This window comes from Planococcus sp. CP5-4_YE, assembly GCF_019042655.1.
GTDB lineage: Bacteria > Bacillota > Bacilli > Bacillales_A > Planococcaceae > Planococcus.
Genome location: NZ_JAHPZO010000003.1, coordinates 15,797 through 40,008, shown reverse-complemented (window position 1 = coordinate 40,008; position 24,212 = coordinate 15,797). Strand labels below are relative to the sequence as shown.

The 24,212-nt window shown below is 41.2% G+C and carries 23 protein-coding genes; 14 read left to right on the top strand and 9 right to left on the bottom strand.

Annotated elements, in window-relative coordinates; translation table 11 throughout:
- Positions 1-3: 3 nt before the first annotated feature.
- Complete coding sequence (locus tag KTG14_RS04615; protein WP_216969804.1) at positions 4-3,345, top strand: GH36-type glycosyl hydrolase domain-containing protein; 3,342 nt, start codon at positions 4-6, stop codon at positions 3,343-3,345.
- A gap of 40 nt (positions 3,346-3,385) precedes the next feature.
- On the top strand, positions 3,386-4,483 hold the full coding sequence (locus KTG14_RS04610) for an ABC transporter ATP-binding protein (protein WP_216969802.1): 1,098 nt from the start codon (positions 3,386-3,388) through the stop codon (positions 4,481-4,483).
- A gap of 143 nt (positions 4,484-4,626) precedes the next feature.
- On the opposite strand, the gene KTG14_RS04605 is transcribed toward KTG14_RS04610, so the two are convergent.
- The 4 genes from KTG14_RS04605 to KTG14_RS04590 all read right to left on the bottom strand — a co-directional run bounded on the left by KTG14_RS04605 (position 4,627) and on the right by KTG14_RS04590 (position 8,221).
- On the bottom strand, positions 4,627-5,625 hold the full coding sequence (locus KTG14_RS04605; RefSeq protein WP_216969800.1) for a LacI family DNA-binding transcriptional regulator: 999 nt from the start codon (positions 5,623-5,625) through the stop codon (positions 4,627-4,629).
- Between the two features lie 84 nt (positions 5,626-5,709).
- Complete coding sequence (locus tag KTG14_RS04600; protein WP_216969793.1) at positions 5,710-6,477, bottom strand: alpha/beta hydrolase; 768 nt, start codon at positions 6,475-6,477, stop codon at positions 5,710-5,712.
- A gap of 25 nt (positions 6,478-6,502) precedes the next feature.
- Positions 6,503-7,324, bottom strand: coding sequence for a carbohydrate ABC transporter permease (locus KTG14_RS04595; RefSeq protein ID WP_216969791.1), 822 nt, complete (start codon positions 7,322-7,324; stop codon positions 6,503-6,505).
- Positions 7,325-7,336: 12 nt separating this feature from the next.
- The gene (locus tag KTG14_RS04590; protein WP_216969781.1) at positions 7,337-8,221 is read right to left on the bottom strand and encodes a carbohydrate ABC transporter permease; all 885 of its coding nucleotides are present in this window, start codon (positions 8,219-8,221) and stop codon (positions 7,337-7,339) included.
- Between the two features lie 426 nt (positions 8,222-8,647).
- On the opposite strand from KTG14_RS04590, the gene KTG14_RS04585 reads away from it, so the two are divergent.
- From KTG14_RS04585 to KTG14_RS04560, 6 genes are all read left to right on the top strand, one after another.
- Positions 8,648-9,472: an MBL fold metallo-hydrolase gene (locus KTG14_RS04585; protein ID WP_216969779.1), complete on the top strand. Its 825-nt coding sequence runs from the start codon at positions 8,648-8,650 to the stop codon at positions 9,470-9,472.
- 240 nt (positions 9,473-9,712) lie between these two features.
- A complete protein-coding gene (locus tag KTG14_RS04580; protein WP_216969777.1) occupies positions 9,713-10,153 on the top strand; it encodes an NUDIX domain-containing protein in 441 nt (146 codons plus the stop codon).
- Positions 10,154-10,335: 182 nt separating this feature from the next.
- Entirely contained in the window at positions 10,336-11,313 is a 978-nt protein-coding gene (locus KTG14_RS04575; protein WP_254178000.1) for a DUF389 domain-containing protein, read from the top strand.
- Positions 11,314-11,842: 529 nt separating this feature from the next.
- Complete coding sequence (locus tag KTG14_RS04570; protein ID WP_216969773.1) at positions 11,843-12,586, top strand: hypothetical protein; 744 nt, start codon at positions 11,843-11,845, stop codon at positions 12,584-12,586.
- A gap of 25 nt (positions 12,587-12,611) precedes the next feature.
- Positions 12,612-13,262, top strand: a complete 651-nt coding sequence (locus KTG14_RS04565) for a hypothetical protein (RefSeq protein WP_216969771.1) — start codon at positions 12,612-12,614, stop codon at positions 13,260-13,262.
- A gap of 44 nt (positions 13,263-13,306) precedes the next feature.
- Entirely contained in the window at positions 13,307-13,855 is a 549-nt protein-coding gene (locus tag KTG14_RS04560; protein ID WP_216969769.1) for a GNAT family N-acetyltransferase, read from the top strand.
- Positions 13,856-14,025: 170 nt separating this feature from the next.
- Here the strand turns inward: KTG14_RS04560 and KTG14_RS04555 are convergent, their stop codons facing one another.
- Complete coding sequence (locus KTG14_RS04555; RefSeq protein WP_216969768.1) at positions 14,026-14,298, bottom strand: hypothetical protein; 273 nt, start codon at positions 14,296-14,298, stop codon at positions 14,026-14,028.
- Positions 14,299-14,491: 193 nt separating this feature from the next.
- On the opposite strand from KTG14_RS04555, the gene KTG14_RS04550 reads away from it, so the two are divergent.
- On the top strand, positions 14,492-15,103 hold the full coding sequence (locus tag KTG14_RS04550; RefSeq protein WP_216969761.1) for a VanZ family protein: 612 nt from the start codon (positions 14,492-14,494) through the stop codon (positions 15,101-15,103).
- Between the two features lie 87 nt (positions 15,104-15,190).
- Here KTG14_RS04550 and KTG14_RS04545 read toward each other — a convergent pair whose 3' ends face one another.
- Together KTG14_RS04545 and KTG14_RS04540 are read right to left on the bottom strand one after the other, a co-directional pair.
- The gene (locus KTG14_RS04545) at positions 15,191-16,597 is read right to left on the bottom strand and encodes a bifunctional metallophosphatase/5'-nucleotidase (RefSeq protein ID WP_216969760.1); all 1,407 of its coding nucleotides are present in this window, start codon (positions 16,595-16,597) and stop codon (positions 15,191-15,193) included.
- Positions 16,598-16,804: 207 nt separating this feature from the next.
- Positions 16,805-18,457: an ABC transporter substrate-binding protein gene (locus KTG14_RS04540; RefSeq protein ID WP_216969759.1), complete on the bottom strand. Its 1,653-nt coding sequence runs from the start codon at positions 18,455-18,457 to the stop codon at positions 16,805-16,807.
- A 98-nt stretch (positions 18,458-18,555) separates the two neighbouring features.
- On the opposite strand from KTG14_RS04540, the gene KTG14_RS04535 reads away from it, so the two are divergent.
- The 4 genes from KTG14_RS04535 to KTG14_RS04520 all read left to right on the top strand — a co-directional run bounded on the left by KTG14_RS04535 (position 18,556) and on the right by KTG14_RS04520 (position 21,511).
- Positions 18,556-19,809 carry an MDR family MFS transporter gene (locus KTG14_RS04535; RefSeq protein ID WP_216969758.1) on the top strand — a complete coding sequence of 418 codons (1,254 nt, stop codon included), beginning with the start codon at positions 18,556-18,558 and terminating at the stop codon, positions 19,807-19,809.
- A 90-nt stretch (positions 19,810-19,899) separates the two neighbouring features.
- Positions 19,900-20,079 carry a hypothetical protein gene (locus tag KTG14_RS04530; protein ID WP_216969757.1) on the top strand — a complete coding sequence of 60 codons (180 nt, stop codon included), beginning with the start codon at positions 19,900-19,902 and terminating at the stop codon, positions 20,077-20,079.
- A gap of 103 nt (positions 20,080-20,182) precedes the next feature.
- The gene (locus KTG14_RS04525) at positions 20,183-20,689 is read left to right on the top strand and encodes an NUDIX hydrolase (RefSeq protein WP_216969756.1); all 507 of its coding nucleotides are present in this window, start codon (positions 20,183-20,185) and stop codon (positions 20,687-20,689) included.
- A gap of 33 nt (positions 20,690-20,722) precedes the next feature.
- Positions 20,723-21,511, top strand: coding sequence for a phosphotransferase (locus KTG14_RS04520; RefSeq protein ID WP_216969754.1), 789 nt, complete (start codon positions 20,723-20,725; stop codon positions 21,509-21,511).
- A gap of 83 nt (positions 21,512-21,594) precedes the next feature.
- Here the strand turns inward: KTG14_RS04520 and KTG14_RS04515 are convergent, their stop codons facing one another.
- Together KTG14_RS04515 and KTG14_RS04510 are read right to left on the bottom strand one after the other, a co-directional pair.
- Positions 21,595-22,845 carry an MFS transporter gene (locus KTG14_RS04515; RefSeq protein ID WP_216969753.1) on the bottom strand — a complete coding sequence of 417 codons (1,251 nt, stop codon included), beginning with the start codon at positions 22,843-22,845 and terminating at the stop codon, positions 21,595-21,597.
- A 16-nt stretch (positions 22,846-22,861) separates the two neighbouring features.
- Entirely contained in the window at positions 22,862-23,455 is a 594-nt protein-coding gene (locus KTG14_RS04510) for an ArsR/SmtB family transcription factor (RefSeq protein ID WP_216969752.1), read from the bottom strand.
- Between the two features lie 187 nt (positions 23,456-23,642).
- On the opposite strand from KTG14_RS04510, the gene KTG14_RS04505 reads away from it, so the two are divergent.
- Positions 23,643-24,110, top strand: a complete 468-nt coding sequence (locus tag KTG14_RS04505) for a GNAT family N-acetyltransferase (RefSeq protein ID WP_216969749.1) — start codon at positions 23,643-23,645, stop codon at positions 24,108-24,110.
- Positions 24,111-24,212 lie beyond the last annotated feature (102 nt).

The following is a 24,212-nucleotide window of genomic DNA, read 5'->3' as shown; positions in this document are numbered from 1 at the left end:
TCTATGGTACGTAATGCACAGATGCAGTTTCCGGTTAAACAGGGCAATCTTTGTTTCACTTTTCTGCCCAGTGGAGATATACACAAAATTATGGATGGACAAGTTCTAATCAATCAACTGCAAGGCAATCCGCTTGATGGATCGATGAATAATATCTATCTCAGAATTTATGACGAAGGGACCATCAATTGGTATCCGTTGCTAGGAACCGCTTCTGGCAGTGCAATGAGCAAACACGAAAAAGGTGTAATTTTCAGTGGTGAGTCCGGAGGGGTTGCTTACAACGTAAACTTCCATTTAACTGATCAGGCCATTTGGTTCTGGGAAGTTATTTTGCGCGCAGATGGCGTGACAGCCGATTTGATATACGGACAAGACCTCGGCTTGGCTGACCTTAGTGCTGTTCGTTCTAACGAGGCGTATATGTCTCAATACATGGATCATCAGGCATTTGAAGACGATACAAGGGGATATGTAGTCTGCACGAGACAGAATCAACCTCAAAAAAGAGGCTTTCCTTACCTGCAACAAGGCGCGCTTGGAAAAACAGTTGGCTATTCAACAGATGGTTACCAATTTTTCGGTCTATCTTATAAAAAAACAAACATGCCAGAGATTCTAACCGAACAGACGCTGAAAAATAAGGTGTACCAGTATGAATTTGCCTATACAGCACTGCAGTCGGAAAAACTTCATATAAATGGCGAGAAACAGTTCGTTTTCTATGGCTTATTTAAGGAAAATCACGAAAACGCAGTGACAGAACTTGAGTATGATGAGCAAGTGCATCAGGCGTGGGCAACTATAAAGAGTGTTCAACAAAATGAACAGGTCAATGATGTGCATGCCGCTTCTGGAATTGGAAAGCCTTTTTCAGCATTGCAGATGACGGCAGAAGAGGTGGCAGAACGCTTCCCGAATCGCCGTCTGGAGGAAACGGTAGAAGGAAAATTGATGTCCTTCTTTACTCCTGAACATGCACATGTGGTGATGCAGCAAAAAGAAATGCAAGTCGAACGCCCACACGGTCATATTTTGATGAGCGGTCATAATGATGTCATAAAAGATACTACCCTTACGAGCAATATGTATATGTACGGTGTTTTTAATGCGCAAATTTCAATTGGCAATACGAATATGAATAAAATGATTTCCAATACGAGAAATCCGCTGAACATCTTAAAAACTTCCGGCCAACGGATTTATGTCGAAATCGAAGGGGTTTATCGATTACTAACCATGCCTTCCGCTTTTGAAATGGGTGTGAACTACGCGCGCTGGTTCTACAAAACAGAAACAGATGTTATCACAATTACGAATTTCGCTGCATTAGAAACACCTGATATACAGTTGGAAGCAACTTCAGAAAAAGGAAGGAACTATCGTTTCATAATTACCAATCAAGTCACGATGCAAAACAATGAATATGAAGTACCGTTCCAACTTACTGAAATTGGCGATGAGCTGATTTTTCAAGCGACTGACGAAGCTGACAGCAAAGGGGTATACCCTGGCCTTGCGTACCGAATGTTGATATCTGGAACGGAGTTTTCTGTGAAAGACGAAAGCTTTATGGCGAATAACGCTTTAGCGGGCTCGGCATCTCTAGTCGTAGTGGAATTAAAAGAAGCCTCTTCGTGGAATATTCATATTCAAGGCAGTATAGAAAATAAAGAACACTTTCCAATCGCTGAGTTAGATTTTGAAACTGAGCGCCAGCGATTCCGTACTTTTTACCAAGATGTCATGAAAAACTTTAGGTTATCCATTAACGGTGAACAATTTGTAAAAGAAATTGAAAAAGTAAATACCCTTGCTTGGTGGTATACGCATAATATGCTTGTCCACTTTTCAGTGCCGCATGGTTTGGAACAATACGGCGGTGCGGCTTGGGGAACGCGGGATGTAAGTCAAGGGCCGGCAGAATATTTCATGGCTACCCAGAATTATGAAACCGTCCGAGATATTATCAAAACTCTGTTCTCCCATCAGTATGAAGATGAAGGCAATTGGCCCCAGTGGTTTATGTTCGACCGTTACAGTCAAATTCAGCAGGAGGACAGCCATGGCGATGTGGTTGTCTGGCCTTTAAAACTAATTGGTGATTATATAGAGGCGACAAACGACTTTTCGATTTTGCAAGAAGAGGTTCCGTTCACCAATCGACAAAATTATTGTTTTACTGAAAAGAAAGCATCTCTTCTCGATCATGTACAAAAAGAAATTGATTACATAAAGAGTCATTTTCTGCATAGCACGCATTTATCTTCATATGGAGATGGTGACTGGGATGATACCCTACAGCCGGCAAACCAGAATTTAAAAGAGTATATGGTCAGCAGCTGGACAGTGGCATTGACATATGAGGCGCTAAGAAAGATTGCCAAAGCCATTATGAAGACAGATGGACCACAAGCGGATAAAGTGCAAGCGTTGGCAGATGGAGTCAAGCGGGATTTCAATCATTATTTACTGAAAACCGATGTGGTTCCAGGATTTGTCTATATGGAAGATTTAGAATCAATAGAACCGATGATACATCCCGATGATCAAAAAACCGGAATTCAATATCGTTTATTGCCTATGCAACAGGGGATTATCAGTGAACTCTTTACTAAAGAACAAGCACGCCATCATCATCTCCTGATCAAAGAGCATCTGAGTTTTCCGGATGGTGTGCATTTGATGAATCGCCCGGCGGATTACCAGGGGGGCGCCAGCAGAAATTTCAAAAGGGCAGAACAGGCCGCAAACTTTGGAAGGGAAGTTGGGCTTCAATACGTGCACGCACATATTCGTTACGTAGAAGCTGTAGCAAAACTTGGACTGACGGATGAGGCGTGGGATGGGCTCGCTGTTATCAACCCAATTGCCATTCAAGATGCCGTACCGAACGCGGAAATCCGGCAAAGCAATGCTTATTTTAGCAGCTCGGACGGCAAGTTTGATACGCGTTACGAGGCTCAGGAGAATTTTGAGCAACTAAAAGACGGGGCAGTACAGGTAAAGGGCGGATGGAGAATCTATTCAAGCGGACCGGGAATTTACATGAACCAGCTTATTTCCAATACACTTGGCATCCGCCAGCATCAAGGCGATATGGTAATTGATCCTGTTCTTCCTGAACGGTTGGATGGATTACAGTTTCATTACTCCTGGAATGGCTTTCCGGTGACATTTACCTATCGACTGAAAACCAATAAGCGAGAGATTGTCTTTAACGGACGTAAAGTGCAAACGGAAGAACTAGAAAATCAATATCGTACTGGCGGCCTAATTGTTTCGCGAATCCAGTTGGATGCACTATTAGAGAAAACTGATAACCATATCGAGGTTCACCTTTAAACTTCAAGAAAAAATCGCTTCATTCAATGGAGGTAACAGCGTGGCGGGATTAAATTTAGTTAACATTAAAAAAATCTATGACAAAGAGGTTGTTTCTGTAAAGGATTTCAATCTTGAAATTAGAGATAAAGAATTTCTGGTCTTAGTGGGACCTTCGGGATGTGGTAAATCAACGACCCTGCGCATGATTGCCGGGCTTGAGGATATCACGGAAGGGGATTTATTTATCGGTGAAAACCGTGTCAACGACGTCTCGCCAAAAGATCGCGACATTGCAATGGTCTTCCAAAATTATGCACTATATCCTCATATGAATGTTTATGACAATATGGCTTTCAGTTTGAAACTACGCAAGCTGAAAAAAACGGAAATTAAAGATCGAGTCGATAAAGCAGCGAACATCCTTGGCCTTGAAGAATATTTACAGCGTAAACCAAAAGAGCTGTCAGGCGGCCAACGCCAACGTGTAGCTTTAGGCCGTGCCATCGTACGTGACGCGGAAGTGTTCTTGATGGATGAACCTTTATCCAACCTGGATGCGAAACTGCGAGTGCAGATGCGTACTGAAATTCAGAAGCTCCATAAACGCTTACAAACCACAACTGTCTATGTAACGCATGACCAGACAGAAGCAATGACGATGGCAACACGCCTGGTGGTTATGAAAGATGGTTTAATTCAACAGGTGGGCTCGCCCAAAGAAGTATATGACGAGCCTAATAATATGTTCGTCGGCGGTTTTATTGGCTCACCTTCTATGAACTTCATGCAAGGCAAGCTCATTGATAACAGTTTCGTGATGGGTGAAAATAGCGTATTAATTCCAGAAAGACAGTTGCATGTGCTGCGTGAACAAGGCTACGATGGAAGGGAAATCGTCTTAGGCATACGACCGGAAGATATTCATGATGAACCGGTATTTCTGGATTTTTCCCCACAAACGAAGGTACAGGCAATGATTGACGTGGCGGAACTAATGGGCTCAGAGATCATTCTGTATTCACGTGTATCCGGACAGGATTTCATTGCACGCGTCGATTCACGATTCGGCGTAGAAGCAGGAGAGAAGATCGACTTGGCCTTTGATATGAATAAAGCCCACTTCTTTGATAGAGAAACAGAAGAGCGTATTAAATAAAAGATAAGATAGTCTAATATTAATGCCCCGCCCTAAAGTGAGCGCCTAATTTTCTAGGCCGCTTTAGTGGACGGGGCATTATTGGGTTTAATAGCTCTGGATCATAGCGGATGGATCAAAAAAATTTGTAAAAAAAACACCTTTTAGGAAAAGGTGTTTAAGTCTTTCACTGTCTGCCGTTCGATGATTTCAGTGGAAAGCTTATAATGACGGTCGATTTTTTCACCAGCAATTAACTGGAAAATTAAATGTGCCGCCAGTGAACCAGCTTCATACTTGGGTTGTCTAATTGTGGTGAGAGGGGGGGAGGTATAATCTGCTAATTGAATGTCATCGTAACCGATGATGGAAATGTCCTCGGGTACGCGGAGATTTGTTTCTCGGAACGCCTGCATTCCACCAATCGCCATCTCATCATTGGCATAAAAAATAGCCTGCGGCAGGCCTTGCTGAGCTATTAATAACTTTGTTGCCCGGTATCCTCCTTCTTTTGTAAAGTTACTTGTAATATACCACTTGGATTGGTAGTCAATGTGATGGTCTTGAAGGGCATTTCTGTAACCTTGATAGCGGAAGCTGCTGTCGTGGGAATCTGCGGGGCCGCTGACAAAGGCAATTTGAGAATGTCCGCGATCGATCAAGTACTCTGTGGCGTGGTATCCGCCTTCAATATTATCGACTTCGACGAGATAGATATGTTCTTCGTCCAATATCCTGTCTAATAGGACAATCGGAACACTTTTAGCAGATTCTAACATGGTTTCATCGCTAATGTTATGGGCAAGGATGACTGCTCCGTCTACCCGTTTTTCAGATAAAAATTTTACAGCTGTAGATTGCGCGCCGCCGATAGAACTACATGCTATTAAGTCGTAGCCATTGGAAGTAGTGATATCCTGAACGCCTTGGATTAGTTCAGAATAATAGGGACCGGATAAATCGCTCAACAAGAGCGCGATTGTATTTGTTTTAGAACGTTTTAAATCGGATGCAAAGCCATTTTTTTTGTAGTTTAAGGCTTTAGCAGCTTCTTCTACGCGTTTTTTAGTAGATGCACTGATGCGCGGGCTGTTATTTAACGTATAGGATACTGTTGAAATAGATACGCCGGCCAGTTTTGCTACATCTTTTATTGTGGTCATGATCTTTCCTCCAGATGTGAAATTTTTATGCCTTATCCTAACCGTGTTGTATAACATAAATAATTAAGAAACTTTTGATGGGTTTTAATTTTGAATCGGAAGCCAATGCAGCACTTCTTGAATTTTCTCATCCCAGTATTCCCAATTGTGATCACCTTCATTAAAAATTGCTGTAAGGTCTAAGTCTGTGTCCTGGCACTTTTTATAAAATCGCATGTTATGTTCGTACAGGAAATCTTCTGTGCCACAGGCCTGAAACAATTTTGGCTGGGGAACGCTATCTTTTGATACTTGTTCAAGTTGCCAAAGAAGGTCGTTCGATGTCTGATCTATATTTTCTTCGCCAAAAACAAGAGAAAGAGTTTTTCTTTTATCTTCCGGGCCCTCCGTCCTTACATTATGCAAGTGATATACCATATCTGTAACTCCGGATAAGCTGGCAATAGCACAAAAAGCTTGCGGATGGCTCAGTCCCCATTTTAACGCCCCGAAACCGCCCATCGAATTTCCGGCAACAAAGTTGTCTTCCCGCTTATCTGATAACGGAAAGAATGAACGAGCCGTTGCAGGAAGTTCCTCTGTAATGAATTTCCAGTAATTTCCTCCATGAACCATATCACTATAATAGCTATTGTCTGCCCCAGGCATGACTATGGCCAAGCTTAAATGCTCTGCATAGCGTTCCAGTGAAGTACTGCGCGTCCAAGCAGTATGGTCATCACTGAAACCGTGAAGCAGGTAGAGCGTTGGATAACGCTTATCTTCATTGTTAACAGATTGGGGAAGGATTACAGTCATAGACATGCTTCTAGATAACACTTCGGAAGAAAAGGTGCATTGAATTATTGCCATAAGTTTGTTCACACTCCAATTCGTTTCACTTGATTCCCGAGACGTTAAAACCTTCGACGATGTATTTCTGGAAGATTATAAAAATGATGAGGACTGGCACCACCATAAACGCAGAACCCGCCATTTGCAAACCATAGTTGGTTACATTTTGATCTTGTAATAATGCGAGTCCTACAGAGAGAGTGTACAAAGATTCATCGTTAGCAATAATCAACGGCCATAAGAAACTATTCCAAGAGCCAATAAACGTCAAAATAATTTGGACAGCTAAAATCGGTTTGGAAAGTGGGATGATCAGTTTAACAAAGATATAAAATTCATTAGCTCCATCCAGTCTGGCAGCTTCAATTAAATCATCCGGAATGGTCACCATGAATTGTCTGATTAAAAAGATATTGAACGCAGCAATTAGACCTGGCAGAATAATACCAGTCATTGTATTTGTTAAACCAGCTTCATTCAGGATTAGATACGTTGGAATCATTGTAACCTGCCCGGGGATCATCATGGTAATTAAAACTACAATAAACCAAGTTTCTTTTCCGCGAAATTGGAACTTGCCGAAACCGTAGCCGGCCATCGTATTTAGCAGCAGTCCAATCATCGAAAAAAATACAATAATTAACGTATTTACTAAATAGACATCAAAATTCAAGTTCTCGAATAAAGTGAAATAATGCGCAATGGTCGGGTTCTCAGGAAATAAGGTAGGGGGAATACTTAAAACTTCCCGCTCATCCTTGAAGGAACTCAGAATCATCCAGACAAATGGCAAAGAAACAAGTAAGCCGCCAATGGTCATCAGCGTATAGATCAGCGCACGTTCGTACTTATTTTTTAATTCCATAAAATGGCCTCCTCAATTGTCTTCTGGTCGACGTAATTTAAATTGGACAAGCGTTGCTGCGATTATAATAATAAATAAGACAAACGAGGCGGCAGCGCCGTAGCCAAATTCACTATGTTGGAAACCTTCTTGATATATAAACAAAGCCAACGAATTTGTTCCGTTCAATGGGCCGCCATCTGTCATGATGAACGGTTCCTCAAAAAACTGCAGCCAACCAATAAGTGTTGTGACGGTGACAAAGAATGTAGCAAACCGCATGGAGGGAAGGGTAATATTAAACAGTTTTTGCCAACGGTTTGCACCATCAATATCAGCTGCCTCGTAGTACATCTTAGGAATGGATTGGAGAGCCGCCAGGAATATAAGCATACTGACTCCATTACTTTTCCAAACAGCCATAAGTATGAGTGACAACTTCGCGATAAAAGGATCCTCCAGCCAAGGTATAGCTTCGAGGTTTACCACCGACAGCAAATAATTAAATAATCCATATTCCTGATTGTAGAGAAATTGCCAAACGACCGCTAAAGCAACGATATTTGTGATGGAAGGGATATAATAGATTATTCGGAAAACAGATGATGCCCAATCGTTTATTAATTTTAAAAATAACGCGATAACGAAAGAAGTACCCACCGCAAGCGGCACCCCTATGACAACATAGAAAAATGTATTAACGATTGCTTGGCGAAAAACTTCGTCATAAAATAAGTTTTTGAAGTTTTCGAAGCCTAAGAAGTTAATTCTGGACCAGTCTGCTAACCCACTCAAATTCGTATCAGTGAAGCTGATCCCAAATGCTATAAGAATGGGAAGGAATGAGAAAATAATCAGTAAAAATACAGCCGGTCCTATGAACAGATACGGTACAGCTTTTGTCTTGGAAGAATTCATCAAGTACACTCCTTAGGCTTTGAAATCAGGACAGATTGTAGCTGATTTCTTATTATCGTCTCAATAGGTGAATCGTTTCTACGAAAATATAGCTGATAACGCTTTCAAATTATTAAATAAAGCCTCTAAAAAACAGATAAATGAGAAGTGATTCAGTCAATCAAATGTATATATTTAATTTTTGTTGAAACGTTTCTACAAATGATTATAAATCTATCTAAAATTGAATGCAAGCACTAATTAAATCAAAAATTCCGTTAAAATTAAAAAGCCGAAACCTAATAGGTTCATTTCAATTTAACCGAAAGCTATAAAGAAAAGTGCTGAAAGCATTTAGAAAGAGAAAATCAAAAACTATAAATGAAATTGAAAATTTTAGGATATACTAAATTTAATAGACATTTAAAAATCGGAAGGATGAAGGAAATGAATAATTTCATTTGTACTACGTGCGGTGTGCAAACCGAAAGTACTGGGGCAGCACCCGAGCATTGTTCGATCTGTACTGAAGAACGGCAATACGTCAGTCCAAAAGGGCAAAGTTGGACAACGTTAGAAGAGATGGCTCAATCCGCTGCGTATCAGAACGAGATTACGTCAGAAGAGCAAAGGCTCTCAAGTATAACGACAGTACCAAGTTTTGCGATTGGTCAAACAGCCTACTTGGTTCAAGGGGAGAACTTCAATATCCTGTGGGATTGTCTAACATATCTCGACGCTCAAACTATTGAAAAAATTAAAGCTCTCGGAGGAATCGATGCCATTGCCTTGTCCCATCCCCATTATTATTCGACTCAAGTAGAATGGGCTGAAACCTTCGATGCCGCAATCTACATTCACGAAGATGATAAGCAATGGGTAACCCGGCCAAGCGAGCGCATTATCTTTTGGTCAGGCGAAACGCTCGAAGTTGCGGAAGGGTTCACGCTGCACCGGATCGGCGGCCATTTCAAAGGCGCAGCTATTTTGGAATGGAAAGAAGGGAATGACGGCAAAGGCGTGTTATTGACAGGCGATATCATCCGCGTCGTGGCAGACCGCGAGTGGGTCAGTTTTATGTATAGCTACCCGAACTTCATTCCGTTGCCTGTGCCCACTGTCGAAAGAATGGCCGAACAGTTAAACGAAATCCGCTTCGACCGAGTGTATGATGCGTTTCTCCGCATCGTAGTGAACGATGCGCGGGAAGCCGTACAAAACTCGGCTAGAAGATATGTTGATGCGCTGAATGGTGTGCTTTTTAACACATAATAATGGAAAAGCCATTATGTATTCCATTATCGAGAACAAATCTGTAGAATGAAAGCGAACTGGAAAATTGTAGCTAGGGTTCCGCTATCTAGGTAGGTCAGTGACCGAGGGCTGCATCTTTTACTCTACGTAAAAGGCACCTATTGACATAAAAGGTCCGAGGGGAAAGGTTCAACGTATTTGTTATGCGTTGAATTCTTTCTTCTCGGACCTTTTTATTATGAGAAGGAGGTTTATGGAATGAAAAAGATTGATGATTTAAAAGCGGGGGTCGCGGTGGTGATCCTAAATGAACAGAATCAAGTTTTGTTGCAGAAAAGAGCGGATGTACGATTATGGGGCATCCCTTCAGGCCATGTGGAGATAGGCGAAACAGTTGCTGAGGCAGCTATCCGAGAAGTGAAAGAGGAGACTAATTTAGAGGTGAAAATTACCAAGTTAATCGGCGTATACTCTGACCCTGACTCTCAGGTGTTTGCTTATCCTAGTGGCAGAACCGTGCATTTTATCACGACTTGCTTTCTTGCTGAAATCACAGGGGGGACCTTGCAATGCAATTCCGCTGAGTCGATAGATGTTAAGTTCTTTGATGTACACCTTCTGCCAGATGATTTATTAAAGATGCACCCTGAATGGTTAAACGATGCACTAGCTAAATGCGAAACAGCGTTTATCCGTTAGCTCATTTATTATCATGACAGCAAAAAATGTACATTTAAATGAGCAAGCCTTGCTTTAAAGAGGATATAAAGACTGGGAGGTAGAAGTATTTAAAAACTAATGCGGAAGAACGGAAATAGTGTAGCGTATAGATAACCAAACCTAATGAACTTCATAGTGATATTAAAGAGAGGTGGATGGTTATGCAATACAATCTGAGGGAGATCAGGAGTAATATCGATAACGAATTGTCGATTAAGTCGAGCAACGCAGTGATTTTGATGTGTGCCATTTTTATCGCGTCCATCGGTTTAAACTTGAACTCCATTCCAGTTGTTATTGGTGCAATGCTCATTTCACCGTTGATGAATCCAATACTTGGCCTCGGCCTTTCTTTGGGAATATCTGATATGAAGTTGTTTTACAAGGCTTTGCGTCTTTTAGGAGTTCAATTGGGAATCAGTATATTGACCTCCTTTCTCTATTTTTCATTTTCCCCAATCACGCAAGCCAGTGATGAAATTATCGCAAGAACTTTCCCGACCATTTGGGATGTGTTGATCGCTTTTGCTGGAGGAACAGCAGGGTGGATAGGCCTGCGCAAGAAGGTCGCGAACAATATAGTGCCAGGGGTCGCGATTGCAACAGCACTGATGCCGCCAGTTTGTACGATAGGTTATTCTTTATCAGCTCAAAATCTGTCATATTTTCTAGGGGCAGGTTACCTCTTCCTAATAAATTGCAGTTTCATTTTGATTGCGACCTTTATCGGCGTGAAAGTGTTGCTTCGCAGCGATAAAAGCTTGCAACTGACTAAGAAGAAACGCATCAATACCTATATCGCCATTTTAACAATTCTGGTTACAGTACCGAGCATTTTCAGTGCGTATGTATTAATCCGACAAAACATGACCACCCTCAATATTGAGCGTTTCATTGATGAAGAGTTCAAGGAAACAGTCGTTATTAATCATGTCTACAATGACGATCGCCAGCTTTTAGTTGTAACAACTTTGGGTAACCGATTCAACGAGGCTGAAAGGGAAGAATTGAATGATAACTTATCGAATTACGGATTTGACGATTTAGAACTGACTCTTATCCAAGTACCCGATTTGAATGAATTGGATAAACAACGTTTGGAAGAGCTATTCCAAAATCAAGCATTGTGGCAACAATGACTCGAGACGCTTATTGATTTCTCATTTGCTAGCTAAATCTCAAAAATATTGGTTAATTAGCCACTGTTTTTAATGTTTATTGATATCATTTTGACTAGTTAAGAAAAAATTTCTAATAAATATTTACTTTCCAAATACTAGTGGTATTCTATTAATAGCTAAAATAGTAAATGAATTCCTTTAATAAATTCATTTTTGGTAAAGTCCATTTAAGGCGAGAAATTGATCTTATCTGTTGTTATCATCATTTTAGTTGTTGGGCTTGGTATGTATCTCTAAAATATTGATGCTCCTATGTACGGCATTCCGGGTCTTCTAGTGTCTGTAATCAAGAACTGAAGCATTAATCTGCAAACTCGTTTCATTAGATTTTCTTAACTGATGAAATGAGTTTTTTTATTGCAGCTTATCCATACCATTATTCCGAACCGATTGATGTGGTTTCTGGGATTTAACACCATCCCCATCATCATGTTATCGCAGAAGTGGAACTGTTGTGGAAGCCATACTGGAGGAGAGGAAAGCGTAAATGACGAAACCATTGGTACCTGTTATGTCGATAATGATGAGCATCTTTCTATGCACTGGCTGTTCTAGTGCTCCGGACGGATTAGAAGAAGTAGAGGGGACTGGTCTGACCTATAGCGAAAATTTCAATGCCTATGACGGGTTAGGTGAGAGAGAGCATGTGGAGTTTTTTAAACCTGCAGAAGCACAACCATTGCCTCCGTCGATTTTAAGTGAACACCACCTGCTCGAAAAGGGAATCGATTCTAATTTACTGCCTTTTAAAGTAGATGGAGAAAATGCATATGTGGTCACTTCCGAAGACCGAACCGGAAAAGTGATTCATCAAGTCCAGTTGAGCTATCTTGGGAAATCGGAAGAGGGCATTATAGATGAGTTTTTCATCGTCTCGGTAACTGAAATGGACGAAAATCCGGTCGAGAATTATGAAGTTGGAGAGGCAACCGACTCGGTTGGAAATAAATTCGAAAAACAAGAGCTGAGCGGGAATGATTTCATTTTCCAGCAAGTGCTGACGACAAATAGTGCTTTATTGTACCGGTATTATGAATATGATGAAGCAGAAGAAAAATTGAATGTGGTCGGTACCGCCGCTAACGAATTTTATTCCTATCACAATGGCTTCGTTTACCACGTTGGTTATTTAATTGATCGAAAAAAGAATACTGAGAAGGTACAAGACAATATGCTCAACTTGACGCGTACTATTATTTTGGGGAAAGAGTTCGCACATCAAGGAAGATGACCATGACTAAAAGAGGGGATAGATTATGATAAAAAGTAAATCGGGGTTCTTTGGTTCGCTTATTATTTTCGCTATATGCATGTCTTTGTTTTTTCCATTCCCCAACGATGTGATGACAGGGGCACAAATTACTTTTATGTCCTTTGTAATCGAAGATGAGAATGGATACAATCTATTGGGAATTATAGGTTCCGTTTTATTTGTTCTTGCTATTATTCTATTGTTAAACAGCTTGGAGAAATACCAATTTCGCGCACTAATTGCAGTGGTCATTATCTATATGTTTTTACCGAATCTATTGATCACGGCGTATCAGGAAACCCTGGCAAGCGGCGCCGCAGCTATTTCATACGATGGAAACGGCCAATGTGACTTTGAAACAATGGATGACACCATGGACGGGGAATGCAACCTGGCATTGCACAATCATAGCAATGAGGCTGTAACAGTTGAATTGGAATTTATCGATTCATTTTTCAGCGAGGACGATATGCGGATGGAGTCGCTGATGAATTTAGCTGGCCCTTATACCGTTACACTAGCAGCGAATAGTCAAAAGCATATTCATCTAGAAGAATTGCTCGACTTATCGAACGTTCCCAACCACATCGATTCAGGGACGTCATTTGGTATAAATTTAAAAATTAAAGCTGGGAATAAAACGAGGATTTTATAGAACGTACATAAAGAGCAGGTGCAATCTATCGAGAGGAGTTATATATGGAACACAGCCAAGAGCTTGCAATAAAACAATTACAGAAGGAATTGATCCCCGTTGTAAGCCAAGCAAATGAGCCTTTTTCCATTATCGGCAACATTCTCCCGAGCTTTTCGAATGGAAAATGGTCATACAAAGAACGATTATACGACAATCCATCGGAAACGCGTTTCCCTGATGACCAGCTCAATTGGGCAGAATATATCGACAGTGAGAAGAAAGTGGTGTTCCTGGCGATGCAGGGGAAGAAATGCGTCGGGCAGATTCGCTTGGTGAAAGACTGGAACCGCTTTGCATATATCGAGAATATTGCTGTCCGCAAAAGTTTCCGAAAAAAGGGTGTCAGTCAGCTCCTGTTAGAAGCTGCACAAGCATGGGCGCAAGGACAATCATTGAATGGTCTATCTCTTGAAGCGCAGAACGATAATGTAATCGCATGTCGGTTCTATGCAAATCAAGGATTTGTATTGGGTGGTGCTGATACCTTAAAGCAAAAAGCGAATCCCAATATCGATATTACTTTGTACTGGTACAAGGTATTTGAGCTTTAGGAAGCATTATGGAGAAAAGTGTCCTGGCTAACAATTTGAGCTCATAAAATCCAGGGTTTAAGTGAAATGCTTCAACGAAGTGAACGGTACGGCTTATTCATAAAAAGGGGAGAAGCTGCGCTAATATAAATGCGCGTCTTCTCCCTCTTCATTTCCGTAAAAGTCTGTTTTCACGAGTGCCCGGGTTTAGCCGTATACCCAATATATAAAAAGACGAACCCAGTGATACACGTAGCGGCTCCAAATAACAACCCAGCAGCAGCCGAACCCATTCCAGCGCCTGTTAAAGCACCTACAATACGAGCAAAGAGAAAGAAGACGACCAAAGGAAGGACAAAAGCGGTAAGAAACCCGGCATTGATCCACTTCTCTCTATTTTTTCCTGCGAACTTACGGACTGCAAAACTTAATAAGGCAATATAGACAGCGAGTATGAGATACATTCGATTCCTCCTAATCAGCAGTATTGTAAATCAATTCACAGTTTTAATGAGTAATACATGGATTATATCACTTCCATAAATTGGGTGAAAGAAGAAGTGGAATATTAAACTAGTCTTTTTGCTATAATCAGCTCTTTTAAAAAAACGTTTGGTAAAATATAGATATAAAAGCTGTTTACGTAGGAGTGAAAAAATGACTTTTCTTAAAAATGCTCTATTGATCGTTCTATCACTGCTGTTGTCCCAAGTTTTGATGTATTACCTCATCGATGAAGTAATCGTCATGTTCGCTGTGTCCCCAGTGCCATATATACTCGGCAGATTCCTGTTGGCTTTCCTCATTTTTATGAGTTTTAAGTTGTTATTGAAAGAATATGAAGTCGATCCGATCTATATAGATTTGGCGTTTGTCCTTTACTTAATCTTTTTGTTCTCTGCGACTCTTTATAGAGGAGATGGAAAAACAAGTGATTATAATTTGATGCCTTTTGACTTTTTAAACTATATCTCTGAAGTGAATCTATCAACATTTATTGCGGCCTTGCTGATTAGTGTGATGCTCTTTGTACCTGGAGGAGCTTATTTATACATAAAGAGAATCAAATTTGCTTATTCGTGGCAGATTCTTCTCTCTAGCAGTCTGGTGATAGAACTGCTGCAGTTCTTCACTAAGCGCGGATCGTTTGATATAGATGATTTACTATTAAATACGGCTGGTGGTTGTTTAGGCTTTCTGTTAGCAAAAATTGTCCATCAACGAATCACACAAGAAAAACAAACAACAACTACAAAGCTGTCTCATTGAAACAAATAAAAGTCCGAATTCGAATAAAAGAAGGGTCAATTATCAACAGATAATTGACCCTTCTTTATTGTTCCTGCAGTGGCTGTCTCACAAGGGAGGAGAACCGAGTTCTGCATGTTCAGCTTGTCTTTCCGTTCGCATTTTAAAAGCCTGCTCAAGGAACTTGGGCTGGTTCGCATAGATTTGAATGACATCTTTAATTTCTTCGGCCATATAGACCTGGTTTCGATTTTCGGCCAAGTCCGGGTAGCCGGATCCGCGCTGTAGGTAATCGGAACTGGCGACTTTGTACCACTGCTCGTCCTGTATTGATTTACCATCAATCAGGATGTCTTGAACACGTTTGCCATCATGGATGATCGCAGCTCCTGAAATGTGCAGCCGGCCGACAAATTTTCCTCGGAATCCAGGTCCACGACCATCCGCCAGGCACGCTTGTGCATCTAAGGATTGCGTGAATGCTTTTTTTAGCTGCATGCCTTGTACTTCAAAAGAAGTCGGATTTAGTGGAGATGGACAAACTTCAATTAGTTTTTGACGGGAAATATTGTGAAACAGGCCAGCATTGGTGATGCCGCTATTGATCAATCCGATATCACATTGCATCATGTCCCGCAAGCCGTCCGCGATCAAATTGGTCAATGGATTTTCTTCAATGACGTCATGCCAAAGCGGCTCCGGTAAATCGTATAGGGACTTCCCTAAAGAAGCGAGCGCTTTCACTTTATTATCTTTCAAAATATCCATTACCACAGAATCCGGTGCAGTGTGTTTTGTTGAGTACGTGGCCGAATGAAGAAGCTCAACCTTGCCGTTTGTCACACCAAGCTCGATCACACCAATATGTTCAGCGTAATTTCCTGCGCTGTTCATGATCGTCTCGTTCACCAGTTTTGCTTCTGAATACAGCTGATGGTCGTGTGCCGAAATCACGACATCAATTTCAGGAATCGCTCGAGCTAGTTCTTCATCGGCAGCTGTGCCCACATGGCTCAACAAGATGCAAATATCATACGAACCCGTGCGGCTTAAGATTTCTTGTTGTGTCATAGTGACGTAATCCGAAACACTGATTCCAAGCCCGTCATTGAAAACATCCATGTCGGGGGAAGATCCTGTAACTAATATACGCAAGCCATTTTTATGTAAAATCGTACTTTTGACAACGCCTTGAATTTCACTTCCATCTTTTTTTCGGAGATTGTTGCTAATGAAAGGCAGCGGGCTGGTTGTAGCCATATGCTCCAAGGTCTCTATGCCATTGAACATCTCGTTATTCCCAATTGTTAAAGCGTCATAGCCGGTCGATTGAAGCAATTCAAGCGCAGCCACGCCGCGCGTTCCTTGCAACTCAATGCTTTTGAAATCGGCAAAATCGCCACCATCGAGGATGAGCGTATTTTCGTCTTTCAATTCCTTGATCATGCTTGCCGCTCGCGCAAAGTTTTGATAATTACTGTGAACATCGTTCGTGTGGATGATTTTCAGTTTCATAAGAACCTCCTGTTAGTTATTTCCTTTTAAAGTAAGACCAATAGTCTACCACTAAGGTTTCAAAAAATCCTTATCAATTTTCTGACTACTTGAAGCGTTACGATATCTACCTACTGTTGTAATGGTAATTATTACTCTTGAAACAAAAGGACAGAAGAGATCACTGACTCTTCTGTCCTTTTCTCTGCAATATAATTCAGCCCTTCATCAAACATTCGGCCGCACCCACAAGTTGGAATAGTCGACATATCCGAAATGGCTGATTTTAATGTTCATTAAATCTGCGGAAAAGGGAACATGGCGCTTCTCGTAATAAAGCGGAATCATGATCGAAGACTCCAATAATAGCTTCTCGACTTGTAAGTTTAAAGAAGTCCATTGTGCGAAAGGCGTCTGCGCATACTGGTCAAGGCAATCGAGTACTTCTTTGTGTTTCGATATCGCCCCAGCTATAGGCGAGTAGCTGTTCTTCAGAAAGTAAAAGAATGAGAAGTTTTGGTTCATTTCCAATACTTCTCCATGAATAAATAGGTCGCCTTGCTGTTCTGTCCCATGATCCGATAGCTTTTCTGCAAAAGACATCCAATGTACCTTTACGGGAACTCCTTCTTGTTCGAGAGCCTCTTTCAACCATATTGCAGATTGTTCGGAGTGCTTGACCGCTTTTAAGACTAAGGCTTGATTAAAGTGGGGGCGTTCCATTTCTGGTACGATAAAACATTGGTCGTATCCAACTAAGCAACTCTTGCCATTCGGTAATGCACGCTTATGATAATCACTTATCGTACGCCGGTGTTTCGCGATGACATAGTGAACATAATCCCGCACTTCTTGCCGCCGGATATCAGTTGAACGGAACGCATTCATCACGACGACGCCGAATCCAGTATCACTTTCCACTTGAAATGTGGCTGCTTCTTTCGTATGGCTTGATGAACGATATGTGATTTCAAAATCTCTCGGAACCTGAATAAAATCAACGACATCGAGCAAGGGCCTTTTTTGAAAATACTCATCGAAGGCTTTTAATGATGTTTTGTCTTCTGAATTTTCCGCTTCATAAAATGCACCGGTTCCCCAATTCCTGCCGTTGCTTTCTTTATAAATGCTCGAATTCATCATGCCGAGCAATTGAAGACAGTAGCTGCATCCCTCAGGAAAGAACAGGTCCACAACTAATGGGGATGGGGCTTTCACTTCAGCCACCGGTTCCCACAAGGAATTAAAATACACATGGTTTCGCAATCGATTGAGACAAGTTACCACATCATCGGCAGTTAAAGTAGAGCCGTCATGGAACTTGACGCCTTTATGCAAATAAAGCCGAAGATGAAATTCGCCGACATCCCAAGCGTGGGCAAGTTCGGGTTTGATTACGCCGTTTTCATCCACCGCCACCAGACGGTTAAATACATTGGCCACCATATTGGCGCTTTGCATATCGATCGCTTTCAGCGGATGCAAAGTCAGCAATTTATGGCGCCTTGGAACGATCAACTTATCGATTTCATCGGCGCTTTGAAAATACCCAAATCTCAGGCGGAATTGGTTGAGCAGCCTCGATTTACTGGTACTAGACCAATCGTACAGTAAGTATTTGCTGCTTTCCTCTACAGCTTCTTGATTAATGATAGTCATCACCTGGTCTTCGAAAATCGCTTCGACATCTTTTAACCACACCAGTTTGGATAAATTACCTCTGCCGCGTCCCGCTGTATACTCCAGCCATCCTTGATCAGCCCATTTTTTGATGTAGCGAGTGGTCTGTTTCGTGCTGAGGTCGAGGGCTTTCGCTATTTCTTCGTGCTTTACATTTCCTGAAGATCCGCTGTTCCATAAGGTTAATAACTGCTTCTCCATCGCTTTCTCCTTTAAAAGTGGACGTGTTCTCTTGAAATTGTCCATTTTTTCAATATTTTGTCTGGTTTAATATACAGAATATGGAGGGGGAATTCAATATGAAATGGCAAGAATATCCACGGAACATCAAAGTGCGTCTCATTACTTCTTTTTTCAATCGGGCGGTATCCTCTGCAGTTATGCCGTTCATGGCGCTGTTTTTTGCAGAAGAAATAGGGAAAGTGGCGGCGGGAATGTTCTTGATATTTACGGTCGTCATCGGGTTTGTGATTAATTTAGTGGGCGGCTATATTTCCGATCGCTTGCCAAGAAAGAAAGTGCTGATGGTAACTTCTTCGCTAAGTGCGGTGTTTTTTGGCGCGATGACAATCAGTTTAGTGCCGGAGACTAATTGGATTTGGCTGTTTGCTTCAGCCTATATCGCTTATATCATCACGAGCAGCCTGGGAAGGCCAGCCATCCATGCGATTATTATCGACTCGACCACTCCGGAAAATCGCAAAGCAGTCTATGCAATCGATTATTGGTTAGTCAATTTATCGCTAGCTGTTGGAGCGGCTTTGGGCGGGTTATTGTACATGAACCATCAAATCGAATTATTTCTATTATTATCTATAACATCGGCATGCCTTCCCGTAGCGTATGCAATTTGGCTCGAAGACCTACAAGCCAGTCGCTTGGAAAAGCAGCATAAAAATGTATTTCTCGATGTGCTCCAAAATTATCAAGTGGCATTTCAAGACAAGCCCTTCGTAAAAGTGGTCATCGGGTCAATGTTCATTTTCGCTGCCGAGTTTTCGTTAAACAGTTATATTGGCGTTCGATTGGCAGAGAGTTTTCAACCCATTTCGATTGAAGGATTTGAAATTGGCGGCGTTCGGATGCTGAGCATACTCAATATCCAAAACATGCTGTTGGTCGTTTGCTTTACCTTTTTGATTAATAAAATCACGGATCGGTTCAATAAGAAAAAGGTCCTTCTCTATGGGCTATTCATTTACAGTGTCGGCTATATCGTCATGACTTCGGCTAATTCATGGTATTTGCTGCTTCTTTTCAGTGTAATTGCAACACTTGGGGAATTGATGTACTCACCAATCCGAAATGCGGAACAGGCGAATATGATGCCAACAGATAAAAGAGGCTCTTACTCAGCGTTTTCCGGTATCGCATTTAGCGGTGCCGACTTAATGGCCCGCTCGACGATCATTCTGGGAGCTTACTTGATTCCAACGATGATGTCCGTATATATGGGGCTTATCCTGATGCTTGGCACATTGCTTGTGTATACTGGGCTATTTGGCAAAAAGGCTGAAAGTAAAACATTAGCGGCGAATAATGCAAGTTTATGATTATAAATTGTTTTTGATTAGATTTCACCGAATGTCCAGAATGTAAATGAAATGGTAAAGTGAATATAGAAATCGAAGAGGAGTAGCTCAATGACGCATCCTTATACTAAATATGAAAATACAGAAATGTGGAAACGAATAGAACGACTCATAACTGAATTAGTGGACAATCACGATATTGAAGAAAAGACAAAGAGAGAATATATTGTCGGATACATTTGCAAGGATCTTTTAGAAGCGGAAAAAGTAAAGCACACTATGAAGGAATAGTCGTTAAGTTTTTAGCTGAAAGTACTTGAATATCGGTAACCCAATTCACAAGTAAAGCGAGAATATGAGTTTCTATTGTACAAGACCATAGGGGGAACACAGGATGGAGTTGTGGGATCTAGTAGACGCTTCAAGAAAACCGTTAAATAAATTACATACGCGCGGAGAGGAGCTTCAATCGGATGAATTTCACGTGGTTGTGGAGGTTTATACGATTAATGCAGACGGCCGCATGTTGATGACTCAAAGAGACGCTGCCAAACCGTTCCAGTTGCTTTGGGAAAGCACAGGAGGTTCAGTACATGCAGGGGAAAGCAGCGTGGAAGGTGCTGTCAGAGAACTCGCTGAAGAAACGGGAATAGTCGTGACTGCAGCTGATCTTCAATACTTGGGTGAGAGGTCGAAGGGCAAATCATTTCTGGACAGCTATTTGTATATAAGCCATCGAACTATTGAAATCAATGAACTAACTCTACAGCCGGGGGAAGTATGTGATGCCAAATGGGTCCGAGTTGAAGAATTGAAGGAAATGAATCGAACAGGCCTGGTAGTTCCGCCGGTTTGGGAAAGGTATCAACTGTATTGGGAAGAGTTAAGTAATTTCAGTTGATATGATAAGTGAAAATAGTGAGGAGGTGAACGTATGTCCGCTAAAAAGGATGGAGAAAAACTAAGTGCAGGCAATGTCTCAGACGTGTATCGGTTTGGGAACACCGTTCATCGTGAATTAAAGCCTGAGAGTTTTCGAATTCACCTGCTTCTGAATCATCTAGAGAAAAAAGGATTTCAGCACGCGCCGCAAGTAGTGGGTGTAGAGAATGGGAAAGAGATTTTAACGTATATGGAAGGCGAAGCTGGTAATTATCCGCTAAAGGAATATATGTGGTCAGATGAAGCGCTAAAAGAAATAGCAAAAATGCTGAGGCTCTATCACGATTCGGTAAGTGATTTTTCGTTTAATGAGGATTGGAAGCCGCTGGATCATACACCCCGTCCATATGAAGTTATATGCCATAATGATTTTGCCGTGTATAACATCATTTTTAACAATGAGAAGCCTATAGGCATTATTGACTTTGACAATGCTGCGCCAGGACCTAGACTATGGGATATTGTTTACACTCTTTATACTTGCATCCCTTTGTCTATATATCACTTGGCATCTTCAAATGGAAAACTAGTCCATGATGATTCCACTCAGGATGAGCGGATTAAACAGCGAATAAAACTGTTTTTTGAAGCCTACGGAGAAGAAGTGGCAGAAAACTACTTGGAAATGGTAGTGCTGAGGTTAGAAGGTTTGTGCAAGACGATCCGTAGAAAAGCTGAAGCTGGAGATATAGCATTTCAAAATATGATAAAAGATGGCCATTTAGAGCATTATGAGAAAGACATTAACTTTATCCAAAAGAATGGATATAGATGGACTTGAAAAAAACTTGATGATAAGTAGTTGAGTGAAATGGAAAGACGAAGGTTCTGTTTCGTTTAATTGACTTCGTATTTGTAAAGGATTCACTGAACTTCTTTAATCACTTTAGAGCTTGCAAGATATAGAGCAGCAATTATAAGAATGACTATTCCAGAAAGCACCATGATATTGGAAATCGTAATCTGCATGACAAGAGCTAACGATACAAAGGCATACGACAAAGGCACGAGTCCATTAGAGGACGCATTGACCAAGCTCATGACGCGTCCGATTTTCGTGGAATCTGACTGTGCCTGGATCATGGAAATGAGAGAGACGTTGATGAATGAAGATAATACTCCCATAACCAAAAGCAATACAATTCCTTGCCACAGAAAGCCAATCTGCCCTAACAAAGTCAAACAGAGCCCCAGAACTCCAATCATCACCAGCATGCTGAACCCACGTTTTTTATTCAGATTCAAAATGCCCACCAACACCGCTCCCATAAGCATTCCGCCTTGGTACGAACTTTGAAGAAAGCTTAAGTCCAATACTTGTCCTTTGAGTACACTATCTACGAGCAAAGGTATCCCCATTAACAGCGGACCAAAAAAGAAAAAATTGATGATGATCAAAATCAATAGCATATTTTTCAAAAACGGCATGCCCCATACATAAGAAAAGCCTTCTTTGAGCTCTGATTTCATTGAAGCTTTACTGACCGGAGCTGTTCTTTTTTCTTCTTTGATGAAAAATGAGAACAGAAGTGTCAGCAATAAAAATCCAGCAATAACTGTAAACAGCAAGCTAAAAGAACCGATCGAGAGAATCCAACCGCCTAGCATAGGACCGGAAAAAAGAGCGATCTGATTGGAACTTTGGATAAATGAATTCGACCGTGGAAGTACATCCTTCGCAACCACAGCAGGCAACAGGGAAGTATTTGCAGGAGAAAAGAACGCATCGACAATCCCAAAACACAGGGCGAAGACGATCAGCGGCCATAGTTCCAGCAAGCTGAGCTGCAATAGCAGGATCATGGCAAGCACTAACAGGCAACGCACTAGGCTGGAAATCAACATGATGCGCGAACGCCGGAACCGGTCTGCCCAAACACCGCCAATCATCATAAATAAAACTCGAGGAATCATCGTCATCATCATAACAATGCCCAGTGCACTTTCTTTTTCCAAAACAGTGATGATGTACCATTGTTCCGCAAAAAGGTAGGTTGATAATGCCAGAAAAGAAGTCGTACTGGAAAGCCAAAGAAAAACGAATGAACGGTTGCCGAACAAACTAGAAACAGATTTCTCCTGCAACGATGATTCAACTCCATGATTCATTGCCATATGCTTCTCCTTTCAGTCAGCTGCCGTTCTTTTTAAACAATAAGTCTTCGATTTGGAAAGCAGTAGACATCAAATAATAATTCTTCTTATCAGGCTCGTCACTGTCTTCTTCCAGCGTAGCTAGAAGTTCACGGTACTTCTTGGTGAATTCTATAAACTTCTTCTCGCTGACGCTAAATTCAGTTTGGATAGAAAGGTTATTCCATTCTTCTACATTCGACGACTGAAGTTCGAACGATTCATCTGGTGCCGTCAAAACGCGGGTTTTTGCTCTGTCGATCACTTCTAAATAGGACTGACGAGTAGCTTCTTTGGATTCTACATACGTAAGCAAATGATCCGCTGGTATAAATCCTCTTGCTACAGCTTGATAAAATTTGAGTATGTTTCCTCCGCGTTCTTCTTTGCGCACTAATTGGATGATGCCGTATTTCTCCAACTCCCTAAGGTGGTAGAGAACTTTGGCGCGCGAAAGGTTTAGTTCCTGGGCCAACATCTGTCCTGTGTGCGGTTGTTCGACTAAGTACATCAACATTTTTGTCCGAAGTGGATCGCTGATGACTTTTAATTGCTCATACGTTTCAAGAATGAAAATAGATTGTTGTTTCATTTTTATAACCTCTTTCTTAACCGGTTAACTTTTATTAACATGAGTATATACTTAAAATGGAAAAAGCACAATAAATGAATGAGTCTACTATTTTTGCTGTCTTTAAGAGGGATGGCAAGGAAAGTAATGGTATGCTTTCCAAGTAGAGTTATTTATTTACAATAATTGAAGACTGGGAGGTAAAGATATGAACCTAAAGTTTAGACCGATGTCAGAAGAAGAATTCGATCAGTTTATGGCGTTCTTGATCCCTGATTATGCGCAAGACTTATCGGAAAACTACATGATTCCATTGAATATAGCGATGGAAGAATCAAAAGATTTGATGTCACAACTGTTTTCAAACAAACAAGATACAGAGGGACAATCAGTTTGTCATGTTGTCTCAATGGAAGAAGATAAAGTAGTTGGCTCCCTTTGGTACAATATCGAGCCCAGTACGAACAAAGCTTACATCTATCATATTTTAGTTGGAGAAGAGTATAGGAAAAAGGGGATTGCTACAGCGGTATTGCAGAAACTAGAGGAAGACATGCGAAATCGCGGCGTAACTTCCATGGGGCTAAACGTGTTCGGGACCAATCCCCATGCTTATGAACTTTATGAAAAGCTGGGTTACCGAGTGCTGTCAACGTACATGGGGAAAAGAATATGAATCGAAAAACTTTAGTCTCTAACTTTATGGCATTAAGGTTTCCACGTAAACGAAATTACACATACGAAAAGACAAGAAATTCGAAAATGAATTTCTTGTCTT